This window comes from Hymenobacter segetis, from assembly GCF_054776495.1.
Genome location: NZ_BAAHBV010000001.1, coordinates 2,443,758 through 2,464,871, shown reverse-complemented (window position 1 = coordinate 2,464,871; position 21,114 = coordinate 2,443,758). Strand labels below are relative to the sequence as shown.

The window sequence follows — 21,114 nt, the reverse complement described above, 5'->3', positions numbered from 1 at the left end:
TGATAACCTACGCCAGGCTGCGCGCGATGCCCATTTCCAGCCCGCGCAATTCGGCCAGGCCGCGCAGGCGGCCGATGGCCGAGTAGCCGGGGTTGGTTTTCTTGTGCAGGTCGTCGAGCATCTGGTGGCCGTGGTCGGGGCGCATGGGCAGGCGCACGTTGCGCCGGTGCATGGCCTCTATTAGCTCGCGCATTACGGCGTACATGTCCACGTCGCCTTCGAGGTGGTTGGCTTCGTAGAAATTTCCCTCCGCGTCGCGCTGGGTGCTGCGCAGGTGGATGAAGTGGATGCGCCCGGCAAACTGGCGCACCATGGCCGGTAGGTCGTTATCGGCCCGCACGCCGAAGGAGCCGGTGCAGAAGCACAGGCCGTTGGCCGGCGAAGGCACGGCGGCCGCCAGTGCGGCCACGTCCTCAGCCGTGCTCACCACGCGGGGCAAGCCCAGGATGGGGTAGGGCGGGTCGTCGGGGTGAATGGCGAGATTAATGCCCACCCGCTCGGCCACCGGCACAATTTCCCGCAGAAACAGAATTAGATGTTCACGCAGTTTGGCCGCGTCGATGCCATCGTAAGCGTCCAGCGCCTTCTGGAATTTTTCCAGCGTGAAGCTCTCCTCGCTGCCAGGCAGGCCGGCGATGATGTTGCGCTGGAGCAGCTGTTTCTCCTCGGCGCTCATGGCGGCGAAGCGGGCTTCGGCCTTTGCTAATTCTTCGGGCGTATAGTCCTGGGCCGCATTCCGGCGCTTCAGTAGCTGGGTGTCGAAGGCCACGAAAGCGGCTTTCTCGAAGCGCAGGGCTTTGGAGCCGTCCGCTACTTCGTAGGCCAGGTCGGTGCGCGTCCAGTCCAGCACGGGCATGAAATTATACGTCACTGTGAAGATGCCGCAGGCCGCCAGGTTGCGCAGCGACTCCTGGTAATTGGTGATGTATGGCTGAAAATTGCCGGTGCGGGTTTTGATGTTTTCATGCACGGGCACGCTTTCCACCACGCTCCACGTCAGGCCGGCGGCCTTCACGATTTCCTGGCGCTTCTGGATTTCCGCCACAGTCCAGACCTCGCCATTCGGGATGTGGTGCAGGGCCGTCACCACGTCGGTAGCGCCAGCTTGGCGGATGTCGGCGAGGCTCACGGGGTCGTTCGGGCCGTACCAGCGCCAGCTTTGGATAATGGGCATTTTGGGATGGGGTATTGTTTAGTAAGAACGTCATGCAGAGCGCAGCGAAGCATCTTTACCGCGCAACGCAATTAGTTACTACTGCGGTAAAGATGCTTCGCTACGCTCTGCATGACGGGCTGTTATTGTTCATCAATGAATAACAAAATCACACACCGCTGTAGGCGTTGAAACCGCCGTCCACCACTACCGTCTCGCCGTTCACAAACCGTGAGGCGTTGCTCAGCAAATAAATCAGCGTGCCCGTCAACTCCTCCGGCTCGCCGAAGCGCTGAAAGGGCGTGTGGCTGATAAACTTGGTGGCCCGCTCGGTGTGCGAGCCGTCGGCGGCGATGAGCAGGTCGTGGTTTTGCTCGGTGAGGAATACGCCCGGCGCGATGGCATTCATGCGAATGCCGCCCCCGTAGCGTAGGCCCAGCTCGGTAGCCATCCAGCGGGTATAGCCTTCGATGGCGGTTTTGGCCAGCGTGTAGCCCATCACTCGGGTGAGGGGCCGCTGGGCCGTGAGCGAGGAAATATTGACGATGGAGCCCGTGCCCTGGTCGGCCATCACGCGCCCGAAAACGGTGGTCGGAATCACGGTGCCGAACAGGTTCAAATCAACCGCCCGGCGCGTGTCTTCGATGCCCACATCGAACAGATTCTGGCTCGGGCCGACGGTGGCCCCCGGCATGTTGCCGCCGGCCGCGTTCACCAGCCCGTCGATGCGGCCCCAGGTGCTCATGATTTTATCGCAGGCCGCATTCATCTGGGCCACGTCAAGCACATCGGCCAGCACCACCAGCGCCTCGCCGCCGATGGCGCGGATGGCGGCCGCCCGCGCTTCGGCCCGCTCGGCGTTGCGGCCCAGGATGGCCACTTTGGCCCCGGCCTCAGCCACGGCCAGCGACATAGATGCGCCCAGCACGCCAGTAGCGCCGGTGATGATAACGACCTTATCAGCGAGGGAAAATTGGGATAGGGAAGGCATAAGTTTGTTTTTGGTAGAGGTTAATTGGGGCGGCTCAGCATGACGCTCAATAATCGTGTTACTGCAATTCCAGCACGCCTTCCAGCCGGATATCATCCGAAGCGCTGCCGACCATTAGGTTGAACTTGCCGGGTTCGGCGGCCCACTCTAGTTTCGAGTTGTAGAAGGCCAACTTGTCTTTGTCGATGGTGAACGTCACGGTCTTGCTCTCGCCGGGCTTGAGGCTGACTTTGCGGAAGTCCTTGAGCTCCTTGAGCGGCCGGGCCACGGAGGCCAAGGGGTCGCGGAGGTAGAGTTGGGCCACTTCCTCGCCGGCTATTTTACCGGTGTTGGTGAGCGTGAAGCTGACCTGGGCCGACTCACTGGCTTTCAGCTGAGCCTGGCTGATTTTCAGGTCTGAATACTTGAACGTGGTGTAGCTCAGGCCGTAGCCGAAGGCGTAGCGCGGCGTGTTGGGCGAGTCGATATAGGCCGACTTGTAGCGGATATCGCCGGGCTTGGTGATGGGGCGGCCGGTGTTGTACTGCTGGTTGTAGGCGATGGGAATCTGACCCACGCTGCGCGGGAAGGTGATGGGCAGCTTGCCGGCGGGGTTATAGTCGCCGTAGAGCACATCGGCCAGGGCGGTCCCGCCTTCCGAGCCGGGCCACCAGGCATAGAGAATGGCATCGGCCTGCTCCGATATGGCATCGAAAATTAGCGGCCGGCCGCCGAAAACCACCACCGCTACGGGTTTGCCGGTGGCTTTGAGGGCTTTGAACAAATCCTCCTGCACGCCGGGCAAGTGGATATCGGTGCGCGACTTGGCCTCGCCGCTCATGTCCCAGGCCTCGCCCACGGTGAGGATGATGACATCAGCGTTTTTGGCGGCGGCCACGGCTTGCTCGAAGCCGGCGCGGCTGTCGCCGCTCACGTTGCAGCCTTTGGCGTAGAGCAGCTCGGTGGTTTTGCCGGCGCGCTGGCGCAGGCCGTCGTAGAGTGAGGTGATGCGGGTGGTGTCGGTATCCACGGCCCAGCTGCCGTTGAGGTTGCGCCGGGACTTGGCCAGCGGGCCGATGACGGCTACGCGGCGTAGGGCTTTGGTGAGGGGGAGCGTGGCTTTTTCGTTCTTCAGCAGCACCAGGGATTTCTGGGCCATCTGGCGGGCGGCGGCGCGGTTTTGCGGGTCGCTCAGGACTTGCTTTTCACGCTTCTCGTCCGAGAATTTGTACGGGTCATCGAATAGGCCAAGCTCGAATTTCTTGCGCAGAATACGGCGCACGGCATCGTCCACGAGACTGACATCCACCTTGCCGGCTTGCACCAGTTGGACCAGTTTCTGGTGGTAGGCGTCGCTCTCCATGTCCATGTCGGAGCCGGCGGTGATGGCCTTTTGGGCGGCATCGGTTTTGTCGGCCGCGTATCCCCAGTTGGCCAGCTCGCCGATGGAGCCCCAGTCGCTCACCACGAAGCCGGGATATTTCCACTGGCCTTTCAGGATGTCGCGCTGCAAGTAGGCGTTGCCGGTGGCCGGGATGCCGTTCAGGGTGTTGAACGAGTTCATGAACGTGGCCACGCCGGCCTCAGCGGCGGCGCGGAAGGGCGGCAGGTAGGTTTCCCACAGCTGCTGCTCGCTGATGTCCACGGCGTTGTAGTCGCGTCCTGCTGTGGCGGCTCCGTAAGCCGCGAAGTGCTTGGCGCAGGCCATGATAGCATCGGTGCCACCCAGCTTCTCACCCTGGAAGCCCAGCACGCGGGCTTTCGCAATCTGCGAGCCGAGGTAGGTGTCCTCACCGGCGCCTTCCATCACGCGGCCCCAGCGCGGGTCACGGCCGATGTCCACCATCGGCGCGAAGGTCCAGTGAATACCGGACGCAGCGGCCTCTTTCGCTGCCACGTGCGCGCCAAGCCGGATGGCGTCCAAATCCCAGGAAGCGGCCTCGGCCAGCGGAATGGGGAAAGTGGTCTGGTAGCCGTGAATGACGTCGAGGCTGAACAGCAGCGGGATGTGCAGGCGCGATTCCAGCGCCACGGCCTGGATTTCGCGCGTGTCCTTCACGCCCTTCACGTTCAGCATCGAGCCCACTTGCCCGGCCCGGATGCTGCTGAGCAGCGTGTTCTTGCGGTCGCTGGCCGGGCCGGTCACCTCGCGGCCCGAATACTGATTGAGCTGGCCCACTTTTTCCTCCAGCGTCATCTGAGCGAGCAGGGCCGAGATGCGCTGCTCGATATCAGCCGGGCTGGTGGTGGTTACCGCAGGCACCGGTTTTTTCTTTTGTGCCAACGCGGGCAGGCTGGGCAATAGGCCCAGCAACAGCAGCGGCAACAAGGGCTTGGGAAACGAAAGAGTCATTTAGTTGCGATAAAAAGCCGCTTCAGCAGCTGGGAAAAGGGGTTGTGCATTCTGGCGGCCACCGGCCACAGCCGCCCCGGCCGGGGCCTCAGTCATACGTTCCCACCATTCTCGTGAGGCGCAGTTCCGGCCGGGAGGGCTGTTTTTCGGACTCCGGTACGGCCAGCGGCCACCAGATAAGCACAGAGATTCCGGGCGAGCCCGGGGAATCAGGAAATGGAGAAAGAATAGATTTGCAGGAGGATATTAAGCTGGTTACTTGCGCCGGGCCGGGCGTTGCAGCAGTTGCATGGCGGCCGCGTAGCATTGCCCCATCAGCCGCGCCGAAACGGCGTTGAAATGGGTGTGGTCGCCGATATCGGCCGTGCCCTCGGCGGTGACAAAAGCGTAATGCGGTACCTGCTTTTGCAGCCCGGCCACGGCTTCGTTGATGCGCACGGCCGCATCGTTGATTTGGGGCCGGCCGTCGGGACTGGTTTTGGTAAGCTGAAAAGCTGGTAGCTGCCCGGCCACGAAGGGCAGGTTGGGCGCTTGCAAATCGGCTCGCAACTGCTTGATGAGAATCTTCAGCTTCTGCTGATACAGGGAGCTTTTTTCAGGGCTGCTGTCCGATTCGCCTTGGTGCCAGATGATGCCGACAAGCGTGCCCGCCTGCAGGGCGGTTTTGGCGCGGGCCAGGGCATCATCGTAGGGGTGCGATTTGTTGCCATCGTAGTAGGCACCGGGCGTCCAGGCATCAATGCCCGAGCCGCCCACCGCGCACGGAATCAGCCCAATGGTGACACTGGTGTCTGCCGCGGCCATGAACCGGCCGAAGGTCAGCCCCGGCCCCACGCCGGCAATGCTTTTGTCGAAGTGAATCGGGTCTTTGGCCACTTCCCACTGCCCGCCTGGATTCAGGCGCAGCACGTGGCGGTTGGGCACCGTGTCCTCGGCTTCCACCATGCCCCGCCCGGCCATGTTCGACTGTCCAATCAGCAGGTAGAGCTGGAATTTCTCCTTACGAGCCGGCGGGCTTACTACTTGGCGGAGGCGTGGTTTCAACGCTTGTGCCCGCGCTCCAACTGCTGGCAGTAGAGCCAGTAGCAGGATGTTTAGCAGGAGCAAGCGGGTGGGTTTCATGGGTTATTGCGGCTGGCGCTGGTCGAAGAAATCGGCCAGGTGATACATCTGTTGGTTCAATTCTTTCATCTTGTCCAGCAGGGGCTGGTAGGGTTCGAGGTTGTTGTCCACGATACCCTTGTTGGCGTTGGTGTTCGAGGGCTCGGCGCCCACCAGCGTGGGGTCGTTGTCCTGGTATTTGAACCAGTGCCAGCCCACGCAATTCTTCGATTCGAGCAGGCCCAGCGTGAAATTCTGGTAGAAGAGGCCACGGTCGGCCTGCGTTTTTACCACCCAGCCGGCACCGGCGGTATTGGCCAGGCCGGGGGCGTCCTCGCCCTTCACGTACCACTCGGTCACGATGAACGGCTTACCGGCGAAGATTTCCCAGTCGCGCACCCAGGTTTTTTCGGGCGTCCAGTTGTTATAGTAGTTGATGCTCACGGCATCGAGATACTTGCCGGCCACCTTTATCAGCTCCGGGTAGTAGCGCTGGGCGCCGTGGAATCGGCAGCCCAGGTACATATGGTTGGGGTCGTACTTCTTCATGGCCTTGGCCACGATGCTGAAGTAGCGGTCGGCCGCGTAGGCCAGGAAATCGGCCCGGTTCTGGTCGGTGATGGTTTCGAGGGTGATGTTGCGCTCGTCGGCCCACTTTTTGGCGGCCACGTAGCCGGGTTCGGTGGGGGACAGCTTCAGGTAGCCGTCGAGGTTTTTGCGCAGGAGCGGCATCTCGTTATCGGAGAAATAGCCGAAGAGGTTCTTGTCCTTCTTATTCGCGGCCAGCTTTTTGGCCTGCTCCTCCACATACTCCGGGAAGCCCGGGTCGAAGGTGAAAATCACGTCGTTGGGGTAGCCTTTGTGGCCGGGCTGCACGTAGGTGCCGCCCCGCTTGCTGCCGTAGCCGCTCATCCAATCCAGGTTGATGGTGTAGGCCAGCGGCTGGTCGGCTTTCAGGTTTTCCGCTTGAATCTCCTTGGTGGCCGACCACGCGCCCGCGCCATTGAACCCATTCGCAAAGAAGAACTTGCGGGTGGCCGTCATCCAGCCGGCGCGGTCGCCGTACTTGTCCTTTAGTGCTTTCTGAGTGCGTTCGGACCCACCGGGCTGCACATCATTTGGGGCGTTGTGCAAGAAGTAATAGCCGTCCGGGTCCACGGCCCACCAGCGACCGTTTATCTTCTCGACGTGGAAGAAGCCGGTGGCTTTGGTTTTCTTATCGAGCCGCCCGCCGTATTTGTCTAGCTTGGTGGTGGCCGGCGCAAAGCCTTGCAGCGTGGCAATGGTGCGGGTGGGGTAATTCTTATACTCCGAGAAGCCGGCTTTGCCATCGACGGTGGAATTGTTGATGGTCTTTTTGGCGGCGACGCGCAGGGTGTATTCGGCGCTGTCGCGGGACTGAGCGTGGGCCGTGAGGGTGCACAGGACGAGCGCAGCGGCCAGCCATTGGGATGATTTTGCAGTCATTATTTTCCAGTATCGTATTTCGCCGCCTGCTGCCGGTAATATTCCTGCAGCGTGAAAAATGCCTTCTTCTTCACGCCTGTGCTCGAAATCAGCCCCTTGCGGTTGAAGCCGTTCTGATACACCGGGTGCTGCCGCCGCGTGGCGCGGAAGTCGGCCAGAATCCAGGGCGTCATGCCGCGCAGGCCTTTGATGGTGCTCAGCATCTTCAGCTGGTTCACATACAGCGCCTCCTGGTATTCCTCACTCCAGCGGGTGTCGGCGTCGCCGTGGTAGCCGGCCAGGGCGTCGCCGCCAAACTCGCTAATCATCACCGGCTTGTTGTATTTGATGTCGAAGGTGTACTTCGTGATTTCGCCGGGCTTGCCGCCCCAGTACCAGCCGGCGTACTCGTTGAAGCTGGTTAGGTCGAGCGACTCACCCAACGGGTCGTCCACGTGAATCACATTGTCGGGTGTGCGGTGCAGCTCCAATGCGGCGGCGATGAGGCGCGTATCGTCTAGAGCGCGGGCTTTTTTCACGAGGTTGGTCATGAAGGTGAGGCGCGGGGCGCCGAGCGGGGTTTCATTGCCGACGGACCACACCACGATGCTGGCCCGGTTTTTACCCATCGAAATCAGGTCGGAGAGTTGGGTCTCGGCGTTCTGGTAGGTGGCGGGGTTTTGCCAGGCAATGGTCCAGTACACGGGTACTTCGGCCCACACCAGCAGGCCCATTTCGTCGGCCAGCTTGAGCATGGTTTCGTTGTGCGGGTAGTGGGCCAGGCGCACGTAGTTGCAGCCCAGCTCCTTGGCCCAGGTGAGCAGCATTCGCAGGTCGCCCTCGCCGCGGGCGCGGCCGGGGATGAGCGGGTTTTCATCGTGAATGGAAATGCCGCGCAGGAACGTGGATTTGCCGTTCAGCAGAATGTCCTGGCCCCGCGTCTGGATGGTGCGGAAGCCGATTTTGTCCTGCACCGTTTCGGTGCCGTTGGTCAATGAAACCGCATACAGCTTGGGGCTCAGCGGCGACCAGAGCTTCAGCTTTTTGGCCGGCAGGCTGAAGGTGGCGCGGCCTTCACCGTCGGTTTTCAGCGTTTGTTTGATGCCGGCTTCGGCAATGTTCAGCGTCACTGCTTGGCCGCTTTTGCCCGCGCCATCAAGCTGCACGTAGCCGGCCAACTGGCTCATATTATCCTTGGCCAGCTGCACTTTGTAGTCGACGATGAACGTCTCCGGCGCTTCGGCGATGAACACGTCGCGGGTGATGCCGCCGTAGTTCCACCAGTCGGTGTTGATGGTGGGCACGGCGTCGAGGTGGCGGGTGTTGTCGGCCTTCACCACCACGAAGTTTTCGCCGCTAGAGTTCAGCTTGCCGGTCACCTCGTATTGAATGGGCGTGAAGCCGCCTTGGTGCATGCCCAACTTCTTGCCGTTCAGGTAAATGTGCGACTCGTAGTTAATCGCCCCGAAGTAGAGAAAATAGCGTTTGCCGGCCGTGGGCGTGATTTTGAAGCTCTTTTTGAGCCAAATCGTGCCTTCGTAATACAGCAGCTTAGGGTCCTGCGAGTTCCAGTCGCCAGGAATCTGCAGGGCGACCGAGTGGTCGAAATCGTACTCAATCAGCTCAGGCTCCTGGGCGGTGCTGGGTTTCTGGTTGTCGTAGTAGCCGCCTTTGCCGCTGGCCGATTTATCGAAAGCCTCGCGGCGGTAATCGTAGAAGCCGTTTTCGTAGGGGTCGATGATGTAGTTCCAGCTGCCGTTGAGGCTGAGCACGCGGCGGGCCGGGGCATTCTGAATGAGGCTGGTTTGGGCCTGGGCCGACGAGCCAGTGAAGAAGCCAGCAATGCCCAGCACGAGGACCAGCAGCATTTTCAACGGTGTGGGGTGGGTCATTATCAAAGGAAAAAGTAGACGGGAAGTGGCAAAAAAAGAGTGAAGCGAAGAGGCGACAACCCCCGGCCCTTGCAGAGGCCAACGGGGCTGTCGCGTACTCATCACCTCACCATTTCACCAATTCTCTATTTGTAGCCGTCATTCTGGGTCAGAATGGGGTTGGTGTTGATTTCCTGCACCGGGATAGGGAAGAGCAAGTTGTTGGCCGTGATGCGCACCGTGGAGTTGTTGCGGGCGAAGAAGGCATTCATCACCGGGATGGCGCGGCCGGTGCGCACGAGGTCGAACCAGCGGTGGCCTTCAAAATTCAGCTCCAGGCGGCGCTCCAGCTCCAGGCGTGTGCGCAGCACGTCGGCGGTGGTGGTGCTGGGCAGGTCCACGGTGGCATTGGCAGTGCCCACGGGCAGGCCGCGCGAGCGACGGATAACCTGGTTAATGGCCGTGAGGGCGGCGGCACTGGGGCCGGTAGCCTCGTTCACGGCTTCGGCATACATGAGCAGCACGTCGGCGTGGCGCAGCACAATCCAGTCGTTTTCGGCATCGGTGGCGCTGGTGGGCGTGTCGATGTACTTCTTGGTGTAGTAACCCAGCGAGGTGGCTGCGCCGGCGGGCAGCACGTAAGACGTGGCCGCGCGCACATCGGTGGGGCCGCTGGCCGTGAAGGCCGCAATCAGGTCGGGGTCCACGGTGTTGAACTGCTGGCCGGTGTAGGCCGCGCCCAACAGCGATGTGGACTGGGCCGTGGTGTAGGCCGGCATAAACCAGGTGGTGAAGGCGCTGCCTAGGCCCAGGGTACCCTTGGTGTAGCGCGCCGCGAAGATGATTTCGCTGTTCATCTCGTTGCTGGTGGCGAAGATGTTGGCGTAGGTGGCCTGCAGCGCGTAGGTCGTGCCCGTGACCAGGGGCAGCAGCTTGTCGGCGGCTGCCTGGTACTTGTTCTGGGTGAGTAGCACCTTGCCGAACAGGGCGGTGGCGGCGCCTTTGGTGGCGCGGCCTAGGTTGGTGGTGCCGGTGTACGTCACGGGCAGATTCTTCTCGGCAAAGTCCAGGTCTTTTTCAATCTGGGCGTATACCTCGGTGATGGGCGCTCGGCCGTACTGGTAGGCATCGGGAATGGCCTGAATCTCCTGGGTCACGAGCGGCACCGCACCCCAGATGCGCACGGCATTGAAGTAGGTGAGGGCCCGCAGGAAGCGCACCTCGGCGTAGTAGCGGTTGCGGGTGGCATCGGTGAGCTTCACGCCGCCGGCCCGGCTCAGGATGATGTTGCAGCGGGCAATGGCGCGGTACGTGAACAGCCAGTGGTTCTGGATATTCGGGTTGTCGCTGAACAGTGAGAAGTCGTTGAACTCGTTCAGGCGCTCGCCCGAAGTCACGGTATAGCTGTTATCGGACGGGATTTCGCCGAAGATGAACATGCCGCGGCTGCCGCCCGAGCGGCCGTACAGGTCCTGCATGGACGAGTAGGCGGCCGTCACCCCGTTGAGGATGCTCAGCGAATCGGTGTAGCTCTCGGTGGTGGGGATGCGCGTGGGGTCATTCAGGTCGATGAATTCCTTCTGGCACGAAGTGGTGCTCAGCGTGCCCAGGCCCAGCAGCGTGGCCACGGCGGCTCCCGAAAAGAGTTTATTTATAGTCATGGTGGGAATTAGTCAGTAGTGATTGGGGCAGTCCGTCAGGCTCCGGCCTTAGAAACCGAGCTGCAGGCCCAGCGTGATGGTGCGGTTCATCGGGTACGAGCCTTGGTCCACGCCGTAGGTGGGGTTGGTGGTGTTGCCGTTGATGTTGGCCTCCGGGTTGTAGCCCACGTACTTGGTGAAGGTGTAAAGGTTCTGCACCGAAGTGTAGATGCCGGCGCTTTGCAGGCCGCCCTTCTTGGCCCAGTCCGTGGGGATGTTGTAGCGCAGGGTCACGTTGCGAATGCGCAGGAACGAGCCGTCCTGAATGAAGTAGGAGTTGAAAACCGTGCGCAGTGAGGAAGCCGTGGTGGCATAAGGCGTTTTGCCGTCGCCGGGGTTGTCGGGGCTGCGCCAGCGGTTGGTCAGCTCCACGCGGCCGTTGGTGGCGCCGGGGGCGTTGAAGGTGTACCGGTCGCCGGCGTAGAGCACGTCGTTGCCCTGCGAGCCTTGCAGCGTGACGGCCAGCGAGAGGGCTTTGTAGCCGAAGGTGTTTTGCAGGCCGTAGGTAAAGTCCGGGAATGGGTTGCCGATGACGCCAATGTCGAGCGAGTTAATCTGCCCGTCGCCGTTCACGTCCTTGAACTTGAAGTCGCCGGGCTTAACAGCCAGGTTGCTGCCCGTCCACTTGGGGCTGCTGTCCACGTCGGCCTGGTTCAGGTAAATGCCCTCCTGCTGGTAGCCGTAGAACACGCCCAGCGGCTGGCCCGGCACCACCCGGATGGAGCTGGTGTAGCCAAACACGGCATCGAAGGTAATCTGCTCGTTGGCCCCGGACAGCGCCAGCACCTGGTTGCGGTTGAAGGACAGGTTGGCGGAGCTATTCCAGGTGAAATCACCCTTCTCCAGGTTCACCGTATTGAGCTGGAATTCCAGGCCGCGGTTGCGTACCTCGCCCACGTTGGCCAGCGCCCGCGACGAGTAGCCGAGCACCGACGGAATGTTGGTGTTCAGGAGCAAATCGGTGGTGTTGCGCTGGTAGGCGGCCACCGTCAGGTAAATGCGGTCCTTGAACAAGCCGAGGTCGAAGCCGGCATCCACCTGGGTATTGGTTTCCCAGCCCAGGTTGCGCAGGGCCAGGCCGTTGGGGGCGAAGCCGTAGTTGCGCACGCCGTTGCCGGTGCCAAACACGTAGTTGGCGGCCGTCTGGTAGCTCTGGTAGTTGTAGTCGCCGATGTTGTTGTTGCCCGTCACGCCGAACGAGCCGCGCAGCTTCAGTTCCGAAATCGCGGGAATGGCCTTAATGAAGGCCTCTTCGCCAGCGCGCCAGGCCAGGGCCGCCGAAGGGAACGTAGCGTAGCGGTTATCAGGGCCAAAGCGCGAGGAACCGTCGGTGCGCAGCGCGGCCGTCAGGATGTAGCGCTCCTTGAAGGCGTAATCGACGCGGCCGAACAGCGACGTCAGCGCGTTGGCGTTGTACCCGGCCTGGCCGAAGAGCTGGCCGGCGGCGGTAGAATACTCAATGGCCGTGTTGGTGTAGGTGCCGGTCTGGCCCAGCACGGTGCTGCTCTCGTTGGTGTTGCGCTGGGCCGAGTAGCCGGCCAGCACGGTCAGGTTGTGGTCGGGGCCGAAGTGGCGGTTGTAGGTGGCCGTGTTTTCCCACACCCAGTTGAGGTTGGTGCCGTTTTGCTGCCGCGCGTCGATGTTGTTCAGGATGGGCGTCGAGAGGTTGGCCCCCGCGTTGCTCACCGTGCCCAGCGTGGCCGGCACGTAAATGGAGCGGCGGTTATTGAGCATTTCGGCCCCGAAGTTGGTGCGCAGGGTCAGCCCCTTGACGACCTCAAAATCCAGGAACGTGGAGCCCAGCGCCCGTACCGCGGTGGTGCGGTCCTGGTACAGGTCGATGGTGGCCACTGGGTTCAACAGGTCGCCAGGGGTGGTCACGCCCGAGCCCGAGTTGCGGATGGCGCCGTAGTCGCCATTGGCCAAATGCACCGGAATGATGGGCGGCAGAATCAGGGCCGCCGTCACGATGGCCGTTTCGCCGCCCGGGCCGCCGCCCGAAATGTTGCCGCCGTTGTAGCTGCCCGAAATCGGCTTCACGTCGGTGCGCGAGAAGTTGGGGGCCAGACTCAGGCCGATTTTCAGCTTAGGGCTTAGCTGCGCGTCGTAGTTGGCGCGCAGGGAAAACCGGTCGTAGCCGGTGTTCTTGATGACACCTTTCTGGTTGAAATAGCCGCCCGAGATGTAGAAATGCGATGCCGCTGTGCCGCCCGAGGCCGACAGCTGGTACTGCTGCTGCGAGCCGGTGCCGAAAATCTCGTTCTGCCAGTCGGTGTTGGGCAGTTCGGCCGCGCCGGGTGCCAGCGTGGCCGGCAGGGTCTTGGCGCCGTTGGTGTACGACTCGCGCAGGTACTCCAGGTACTGGTCGCGGTTCATCAAATCCACTTTCTTGGCCACTTCCACCACCCCGGCGTTGGCCGTGAAGTTGAAGCGGGTTTTGCCGTCGGCCACGCCGCGCTTGGTGGTTACAATCACGATGCCGTTGCCGCCGCGCGAGCCGTAGATGGCGCAGGCCGCCGCATCTTTCAGAATCTGAATGCTCTGAATATCAGCCGGCGGAATCTGGTAGTAGCTGTCGGGGCTGTTGAGCGGGTAGCCGTCCACCACGTAGAGCGGCGAGTTGCCGGCCGAAATCGAGCCCAGCCCGCGAATACGGATAACGGCGCCCGCACCCGGCTCGCCGGAGGGCTCGGTAATCTGCGCGCCGGCCACCAGGCCCACCAGCGCCTCGGAGGGCGAGGCCACCGGAATCAGCTCGACCTGCTTGGCCGAAATCGAGGAAATGGACGTAGCCAGTAGCTTCTTTTCCTGTACGCCGTAGCCCACCACCACCACCTCGTCGAGGCTTTTGGCATCGGGGGCCAGCGCGGCGCTGATGCTGCTGCGGCCATTCACCGCTTCCTCCTTGAGCAGATAGCCCACGAAGGTGAAAATCAGCGTGGCGTCATCGGGGGCTTTGATGGTGTATTTGCCGTCAGCATCGGTCTGGGTGCCGTTGCTGGTGCCTTTCACGATGACGTTGACGCCGGGCAGGCCCGCGCCTTTTTCGTCCAATACACGGCCCGTAATCGTGATGTCGGCCCGCACGGCGCGCGGGGCAGGGGGGAGGTCGGCGGCCGTGGCCAGGTGCAGGCCGAGGCCCAGGCTCAGGGCTGGGAGCAGCACCAGGGGCCGCAGGCAGCGCCGGAAATCAAGTCGTAAAGTGACCATCATATTGGGGGTGGGAGTTTGGTGACAGAGGGAGACGAAGCCGGCCGGCGCACCGCACAAGGGCGGGCTCATCGGGGACTGGTGCAAGTCCGAAGCTCAAACGCGGAGCTTAAAACCGGAGCTTTGCTCTGCGAATTACCGGATTGTAATCTGCTATCTAATGCAATAGCAGGCCTTTATTTACGTAAACGTTTGCAGCAAATCGGGCCATTTTGGGTGCTTAGCGGTTGGGCTTTGTAACTTGCCAGACATTCATCAGCCCCGAAAAAGGCTGTCTCCCCTTTTTTCTGTCCCAAAGCCACCCTCCCCCCATGACGCCCGTGAACCTGAAGTCGCTGGCCGAAGAGCTGAACATGTCCATCGCCACGGTGTCGCGGGCGTTGCGCGACAGCCACGAAGTATCCGAAGCCACCAAGCAGCGCGTGCGCGCCCTCGCCGCCGCCCGCCACTACGAGCCCAACGCCTACGCCAGCAGCCTGCGCCGCAACATCAGCAAGACCATCGGCGTGGTGATTCCCAAGGTGGCCAACCACTTCTTTGCCTTGGCCATCAATGGAATAGAGGAGGCCGCCCGCCAAGCCGGCTACCACGTCCTCATCTACCTCACCCACGATGATTACGCCCGCGAAGTCTCCATTGTGCAGCACCTCAAAGGCGGCCGGGTCGATGGCCTGCTGATGTCCGTAGCCAGCGGCACCGAGGACTTTGCCCACATCAAAAGCCTGCGCGAAGCCAACATTCCCATCGTGTTTTTCGACCGCGTGTGCGCCGAAGTGGCCACCGCCAAAGTCACCACCAACGACTACGAAAGCGGCTACCAGGCCACTGAACACCTCATCCAAGCGGGTTGCAAGCACATCGCCCACCTGCTCATCTCGAATAACCTCTCCATCGGCCAGTTCCGCCTGCAGGGCTACCTCGATGCCCTCACGGCCCACGGCCGCCCCGCCGACCCCGACCTCATTCTGCACGGCGTGATGGATAACCAGCAGAACGTCGGCCTTATCCGCGAGCTGCTGCAGCGCCGGCCCGATATCGACGGCGTGTTTGCGTCCGTCGAGCGGCTGGCCATCAGCACCTACCACGTCTGCAACGAGCTGGGTCGCCGCATCCCCGAGGACATCAAGGTTATCGGCTTCTCCAACCTCGAAGCCGCCGCCCTGCTCGACCCGCCGCTGTCCACCATCACCCAGCCAGCCTACGACATCGGCCGCGAAGCCGCCAAAATCCTCCTCCGCGCCGTGGAAAAGAAGAAAGCCGTGCTCCCCAGCCAAAGCGTGGTGCTGGAGTCGACGCTGTTCGCGCGGCAGTCCACCGCCGGCTGAAGCCCGGAATGGAAGTCCGGGACCACCCCGCGTTTGCCCGGCCACGCCCCAACGCTAAACCGGGAGCGAAAATCGATTAACCGATGGTAAAAACGTTTTCCGGGATGGCGGAAAGCGTCAACCCCATGGTGAAAACCATAAACCGGACGGTGATTTAACTTTCGGCAATGGCGGAAACTGATTTCACCACGGGAAACCGACGGTTTCGGGGGGATGTACGTGCTGAGCGTTGTAGGGGCGGGGCCTGCCCCCGCCCGCCCGTTCGCATCGTTGCAATGATTCCGTTCAACGGCGGGCGGCGGTAGGCCCCGCCCCTACATTCCTTGGTTTGGGGATTTACTCCAGCACCACGCGCCTGGTGAGGACCTGGCCGGCGGCTTGCAGGCGCAGGGTATACACGCCCGCAGCCAGTTCCGGGGTAGCGAAATCGGCCGTGGCCCCGGCCGCATTCAACTCAATGATGCGCGTGAGTACCGCCTGGCCCAGGGCATTGAACAAGGTGGCGCGAACCTCACGCTGGCCCGCCAGCGGCGGCAGCAGCACCGTGAAGCGGCCGTGGGCCGGGTTGGGGTAGATGCTGACCGAGGCGGCATCCAGCTCTGCCCGGGTGGCCGTGACGGTGGCCGGGCGCAGCACCAGGCTAAAACGGCCGGTGCCCGCCGTGGCCGTGGCCAGCGTGAAGGCGTACGTGGTGCCCGCCGCCAGCAGCTGTTGCGTGCCCATCAGGGCATCGCGCAGGTACACCGTGGCGGGGCCGAAGTTATTCAAATCAGCCACCTCGAAGGCGAAAGTGCCGGCTTGCGGCACGCGCAGGTGCAGCGGCACCACCACTTCCGTGGTCCCGGGCAGGGGCAGGCCGTTGATGGCCAGCGGGCGGGCGGCGGCCAGGGTGGCCAGGTCGAGGCCGGTGGGGTTGGGCAGCTTCACGGCATCAAATTCGGCATCGACCCCGGCCGTGGCCCCGGCTTGCAGGTAGAGAAAGGCATCGTCGGTCAGGGTGGGGCCGGTGAGCTGCAGGTGCAGCAGGGGCCGCGTATCGGCCAGGCCGCGCCCGAACACAGGCTGGGGGGCGAAGGTGGTGACGCGGTTGGCGTTGGTCAGGTTCACGGCGGCGGGCGTGCCGGGGGTGCTCACCCGCACGAAGTAGCCCGAGCCGGCAACTACGAGGGGCGTGGTCCCAATGCCGTTGGCGTAGCTGCGGTAGGTGCCGGCGTAGTGCCCGGTGCTCTGGTACACGTAGGCGGCGGCGTCGAGGCCGGGGCGCTGGGCGGCGGTCACGGTGCTCCAGTCGAGGGGGCTGGGGTAGGGGTTGCCCAGCAGGTGCCAGCCGGCGTCGGCATCGGTGCCCCGGCTCAAGGTGCCGGAGGGTTGGGCGGCGTTGTTGAAGGTACCAGTGAAGGCCACGGGCGCGGCCGTAGCGGGCGCGTTCACGGTGTAGCCGCGCGTAGGCTGCATCACGTCGGTAGCATCGGCGGGCGAAAACCAGCCCTTGTCGAAGGCGCTGTAATTCGAAGTAACCGTGGCAATCCGGCCCTCATCATACCCAAACACCGTGGGAAAGGGCGCTACCGCGCCGGGCGTGGCGCTGGTGTTGTAGGCCGGATTGAACGTCGGGACGAAGCCCGGCGTGCTCAGGCTGGCAAACGTGGCCCCGGCCACCGGCGAGCTGAAATGGCGGTAGGCTGGGCCGGTCACGCCGCCGGTGATGGCCCGCTGCATGGTGCCGCTGCCCATGACCACGCCGCCGGTATTGTCAATCAGGGCCGTGCCCGCAGCCGAGGACAGCAGCGTGAACGATTGGCCGTTGGTGCTCAGGTTGCCGGCTTGCAGGCGGGCCACTTGGGCGATGCTCACCGGCTGGCTCAGGGTGAGGCCGAGGGCATTGTTGACCGTCAGGTTGCGCACCTGGGCGGGCAGGCCCGCGCCGGTGGTCTGGGCGGCGGTGCCGTTGTAGGTGTAAGAAGCATCCGCATCGAAGGTGCGGAGGCCGCTGACCTGCACCGCCCCGGTGGCGGCAGTGGCCGCCAGGCCGGCCGGCTCGCAGATTTGCAGCTCGGCCCCGGCCTGCAATTCGAAGGTGGCCGCACCGGTGAGCGCCTTGCAGTTGGTGCTGAGCACGCCGCCCGTTTGCACCACCACCTCCGATGCCACGCTGGTAGCGCCCACCAACGTGAGCGCGCCGCCGGCCTGCACCGTGATGCTGTTGTAGGTGCCGCCGGCGGTGAGGCGCAGGCCGTCGGGCACCACCAGGTCGGGGCCGGTCACGGCGTTGCGCAGGCTCTGGATGTAGTCGATGTTGGGCTGGCCGAAGCCGTAGCCCCAGTTGAAGGCGGTGCTTTTGCTGAGCGCGCCCTTGGCCCCGTTGTAGTCGGTGGCATCTTGGGTGGGGTTGAGGGGGTAGTGGAAGGTACCGCCGCCGGCATCGGTGCCATCGGGCGAAGTCAGCTTGGCGCTCGCCACCGACAGGTATAAGGCGGAGGGCACGCCCGCGTTGCCGCCGCCCTTGGTGGCGTAGGCGTGGATGGAGCCCGCCACCCCGGCGGCGGTGCCGGTTTTCACCATCACCATGTCGTACTGCGTGATGTTGTAGGACAAGGTCGGGGCCAGATTGGTCAAATAAGTGGCGTTATCCATCACCAAATCCAGGGTGAAATCCGAGGCATCGGTGTCCTGCACGTAGCCGGTGGGCCCGAACAGGCGGCGCAGCACGATGGTGGTGCCGCTGCGCACGTCGCTCCAGAAGGTGGTGTTGTTGAAACGGTATTTGCCGCCGTTGTCGGTGGTGTTGCTGCTCTCGAAATCCTTCACCACGAGGTTGCGCAGGTCGAGGTGGTCCTGAATCACGAGCAGCTCCACGGCGTCCTGGTTGCCATTGGCGTCGTTGGTGGAGTTGTACACGCGGTTCACCACGATGGTGGGCGGGGCAAAGGCTTGATTTCTCAGTAATTGAATGTAGGCGATGTTGCCCGAGCCGAAGCCGAAGCCCCAGTTGCGGGCGGTGCTGGTGCTGCTGGCCACGGCGGTGCCGTTGTAGTCAGCAGTGCTTTGGGCCGGGTTGGTGGGGTAGAGGAACGCGCCGGTGCCGAGGGCAGTATTGAACACCAGCTTCGGCCCGGTGAGGCCGGTGTAGAGGGCGTTGGTGCTGCCGTTGTTGGAAACCAGCGCGTGGACCGGGTTATCGATGCCGCTGGCCGCGCCCGTCTTCAGCAGCACCATGTCGGTGTTGGTCAGGTTGAAGTTCTGTCCGGTGCCCGATAGGTCGGCTAGATAAGTGGTGTTCTCCATCAGCATATCCACCGTGAAATCCGACGCGTCGGTATCCGTGGCGTAGCCGGTGATGCCCGAAGCCAGCCGCCGGAGCACGATGGTGGTGCCCACGCGCAGGTCCTTCCACAGCGCATTGTCCTTAAACTGCAGCTTGCCGCCGGTATCGCTGGTCAGGTTGGTTTCGAAGTCCTTCACCACCAGTCCGCGAATATCCAGGTGGTCCTGCGTCACGAGCAGCTCCACGGCATCGGTGGAGCCATCGGCGGTCGAGCTGCCGTTGTAGGCGCGGTTCACCACAATGCCGGTGAGGGGCTGTTCTGCAAAGGTCAGCTTCGAGAAGTTGAACCCCCCGCTCACGATGTCGAACCGGAGCGTGGTAGTGGCCGAGGCTTCCAGGTAAACGTTGTTGATAACTACGTCCTGGTACGTCCCGAAACTGCCCGTGGCGGGCACGGCCACCGTGCCGGTGCGGTCCACATCGTTCACCAACAGCCGCAGCGAGCCCGTGGAGGTCGCCCCCGTCGATACCCGCACCCGGAACTGGTAGAGGCCGGTGCGTAGCACGTTCACCGTGTATTTCAGCCACTCGCCGGCGGCCGTGTAGCCCACTTCGCCGATGCCTTCGCCGCTGTTGCTGGTGTCCACGCCCTCGGTGGGGCGGGGGGCGTTGGGGTCGGCCACGGTGCCGCGGTTGGCCACCTCCGTGTCGTGGTAGGCCACGTTCTCGCCGCCGTTGTCGTACTCAATGGCCTTTACCACGCCGGGAATCACGGGCGTAGTGGTGGGGTAGGGCGTGCGAATGCAGCTGCTCACGGGCAGGTAATTTACCTTGGTATTCACAATGGTGGTGTCCGCATTCACCAGCGTCAGCGAAATGGTTTTGTTGCCGGCCGTGGCGTAGGTTACCGCAATCGGCCCCCGGCCGGTGCCGGTGGCCGGCGTGGCCCCCGCGCCGAAATCCCAGGTCAGGGAAGTGGCTTCGCCCAGCACCGAGGCCGTGAAATTCACCGCCTCGGGTGCCACGCAGGTAAAAGTCTTGTCCGCTGAAAAGGACGCCAGCGTGACGTTGTGGCCGGGGCTGAGGTAAGTCGGCGGCAGCGTCTGCTGCGCGTGTTGCAGCGAGTACACAATCTTCCGTGTCAGCGCCCCCTGCGCATTAAACAGCAGCACCAACGTGGACTGGGCGTAGATTTTATCATTGTAAGCCGCATTAATGCCGGCCGGGACGTTGATTTTCAAAGCCGCCGCGCCGGGCACCGTGTTCCCGTCCAGCTGCATCGTAAAGTCGTAGTCCGTCACGTCGCTTTCGTTCAGCACCATCACGGCGGTGGTCCCGTTATCGGTGCTGCTGAGCACCTTCACCGTGGTCTGGTTGTCGGTGGCGTTGAGGTTGGTGCCGTGCAGGTTTTCCGACACCAGCATTTCGTGCCAGTAGGCCGAGCGGGGTTTCACGGTGGCGGCCGTCGGGCCGTCCAGGTAGCCCAAATCGCCCGTCCCGCGCGCCCCGCTGCCCTCGTGAATGGACCACGGCTGCATCGACACCCCCTCATACTTCATCCCCACCCCAAACACCTCGGCCCAGTACTGGCCATTGAGAAAGGAATGCACGCCCACGCCCTCCACGGTGTTGGCCGTGGGGTTGGCGTAGTCGATGTTGAATTCGGTGAGGGCCCAGCGCAGGGCACTGGCCCCGGTGCGGTTGTGCAGGGCGTTGGCATTGGCCATCAGGCCCAGCAGATTGGTCACGTTGTTGGTCAACGTCTGGGCGGCCGTGAGGACGGCCGCGCGGGTCTGCGTGCCGTTGAAGGCGTAGCTGTGGAAAGAGATGACATCGATGTAGTAGCGCCCGTTGGCATCGGTGCCGGTGATGTCGTTGGCCCCGCCCACCAGCGAGGGCATGTAGCTGCCGCCGTAGGAGGCGTTTTCCGGCCCCACGGTGAGGATGGTCGGGTCCACCGCTTTCATGGCCGAGGCAAACGCCTTGATGTAGGCCGCCACGCCGGCCACGGGCACGGGGTTGGGCTGCGCGGTATTGTTCAAATCAGGCTCGTTGCCGATAATCCAGTACCGGATGTTGCGGCCCATCGTCACGTTCACGTACTGCACCACCTGCGCCGCCTGGGCCGCCGTGAAGCGCCCGCGTCCCTCCGACACCTGCACCATCGGCTCGGCCCCGATGCGCCGGATGGAGTCGATGAGGGCGATGTACTGGGCGTTGGTCACCAGGTTGGAGTTCACCCCATTGCCGCCGACGCGCACCATCCGCACCTTCGACTTCTTCACCACCGGCCACAGGTAGTCAAGCTGCCCGTTGTAGACGGCGGTGCCCAGGGCCGTGGGCAGCCAGGCGTTCTGGCCGGCGAGGTAGGGCGAAATGGCCTGGCCGTGGCCGGTGCCCAGCGTCAGCCAGCTCAGCAGCAGGATTGATAGCAGTTTCTTCATCAGGGTGGGAGTTTGGTTGGGAATGACGGAGGGTAGGGCAGGGGCCGGCCCTCCCGAAAAGGACGTAGCCAGCCGGCCAGCCGAAAAGCAGCGGCGGCGAATAGGAACCAGAAAAAATAGGGGCTGAAACCGGAGCAGCCCGCATCCGCCGGCAGCCGGCGAATCAGCGCCGTCCGCGCCTGGCCAGCGCATCCCGGCCGGGCAGAAACCGACCACCGAAGGCGAACAAGTGGCTAAAGGTATTGTCCTGCCGAGCCTAAAAGCTAGGAGGTTAGC

The 21,114-nt window shown here is 63.0% G+C and carries 10 protein-coding genes; 1 reads left to right on the top strand and 9 read right to left on the bottom strand.

From position 1 onward, the window contains the following. Positions 1-7: 7 nt before the first annotated feature. From uxuA to ACYU70_RS10185, 8 genes are all read right to left on the bottom strand, one after another. Positions 8-1,174, bottom strand: a complete 1,167-nt coding sequence (gene uxuA, locus ACYU70_RS10220; protein WP_342295983.1) for a mannonate dehydratase — start codon at positions 1,172-1,174, stop codon at positions 8-10. A gap of 148 nt (positions 1,175-1,322) precedes the next feature. Beyond that, a complete protein-coding gene (locus tag ACYU70_RS10215) occupies positions 1,323-2,144 on the bottom strand; it encodes an SDR family oxidoreductase (RefSeq protein ID WP_342295984.1) in 822 nt (273 codons plus the stop codon). A gap of 58 nt (positions 2,145-2,202) precedes the next feature. Then, entirely contained in the window at positions 2,203-4,476 is a 2,274-nt protein-coding gene (locus ACYU70_RS10210; protein WP_342295986.1) for a glycoside hydrolase family 3 N-terminal domain-containing protein, read from the bottom strand. A gap of 255 nt (positions 4,477-4,731) precedes the next feature. Further along, the gene (locus ACYU70_RS10205; RefSeq protein WP_342295987.1) at positions 4,732-5,598 is read right to left on the bottom strand and encodes a sialate O-acetylesterase; all 867 of its coding nucleotides are present in this window, start codon (positions 5,596-5,598) and stop codon (positions 4,732-4,734) included. 3 nt (positions 5,599-5,601) lie between these two features. Further along, positions 5,602-7,044, bottom strand: coding sequence for a hypothetical protein (locus tag ACYU70_RS10200; RefSeq protein ID WP_342295988.1), 1,443 nt, complete (start codon positions 7,042-7,044; stop codon positions 5,602-5,604). After that, positions 7,044-8,915, bottom strand: a complete 1,872-nt coding sequence (locus ACYU70_RS10195) for a glycoside hydrolase family 2 protein (RefSeq protein WP_342295989.1) — start codon at positions 8,913-8,915, stop codon at positions 7,044-7,046. Before ACYU70_RS10195 ends, ACYU70_RS10200 begins: the two co-directional genes overlap by 1 nt. Positions 8,916-9,040: 125 nt before the next feature. Then, entirely contained in the window at positions 9,041-10,555 is a 1,515-nt protein-coding gene (locus tag ACYU70_RS10190; RefSeq protein WP_342295991.1) for a RagB/SusD family nutrient uptake outer membrane protein, read from the bottom strand. 48 nt (positions 10,556-10,603) lie between these two features. Beyond that, positions 10,604-13,807, bottom strand: coding sequence for a SusC/RagA family TonB-linked outer membrane protein (locus ACYU70_RS10185; RefSeq protein WP_342295992.1), 3,204 nt, complete (start codon positions 13,805-13,807; stop codon positions 10,604-10,606). Positions 13,808-14,115: 308 nt separating this feature from the next. Between ACYU70_RS10185 and ACYU70_RS10180 the strand changes: the two genes are divergently transcribed. Continuing rightward, positions 14,116-15,129, top strand: a complete 1,014-nt coding sequence (locus ACYU70_RS10180) for a LacI family DNA-binding transcriptional regulator (protein WP_342295993.1) — start codon at positions 14,116-14,118, stop codon at positions 15,127-15,129. 336 nt (positions 15,130-15,465) lie between these two features. Here ACYU70_RS10180 and ACYU70_RS10175 read toward each other — a convergent pair whose 3' ends face one another. Next, entirely contained in the window at positions 15,466-20,838 is a 5,373-nt protein-coding gene (locus tag ACYU70_RS10175) for a carbohydrate-binding protein (RefSeq protein ID WP_342295994.1), read from the bottom strand. Positions 20,839-21,114: the final 276 nt, after the last annotated feature.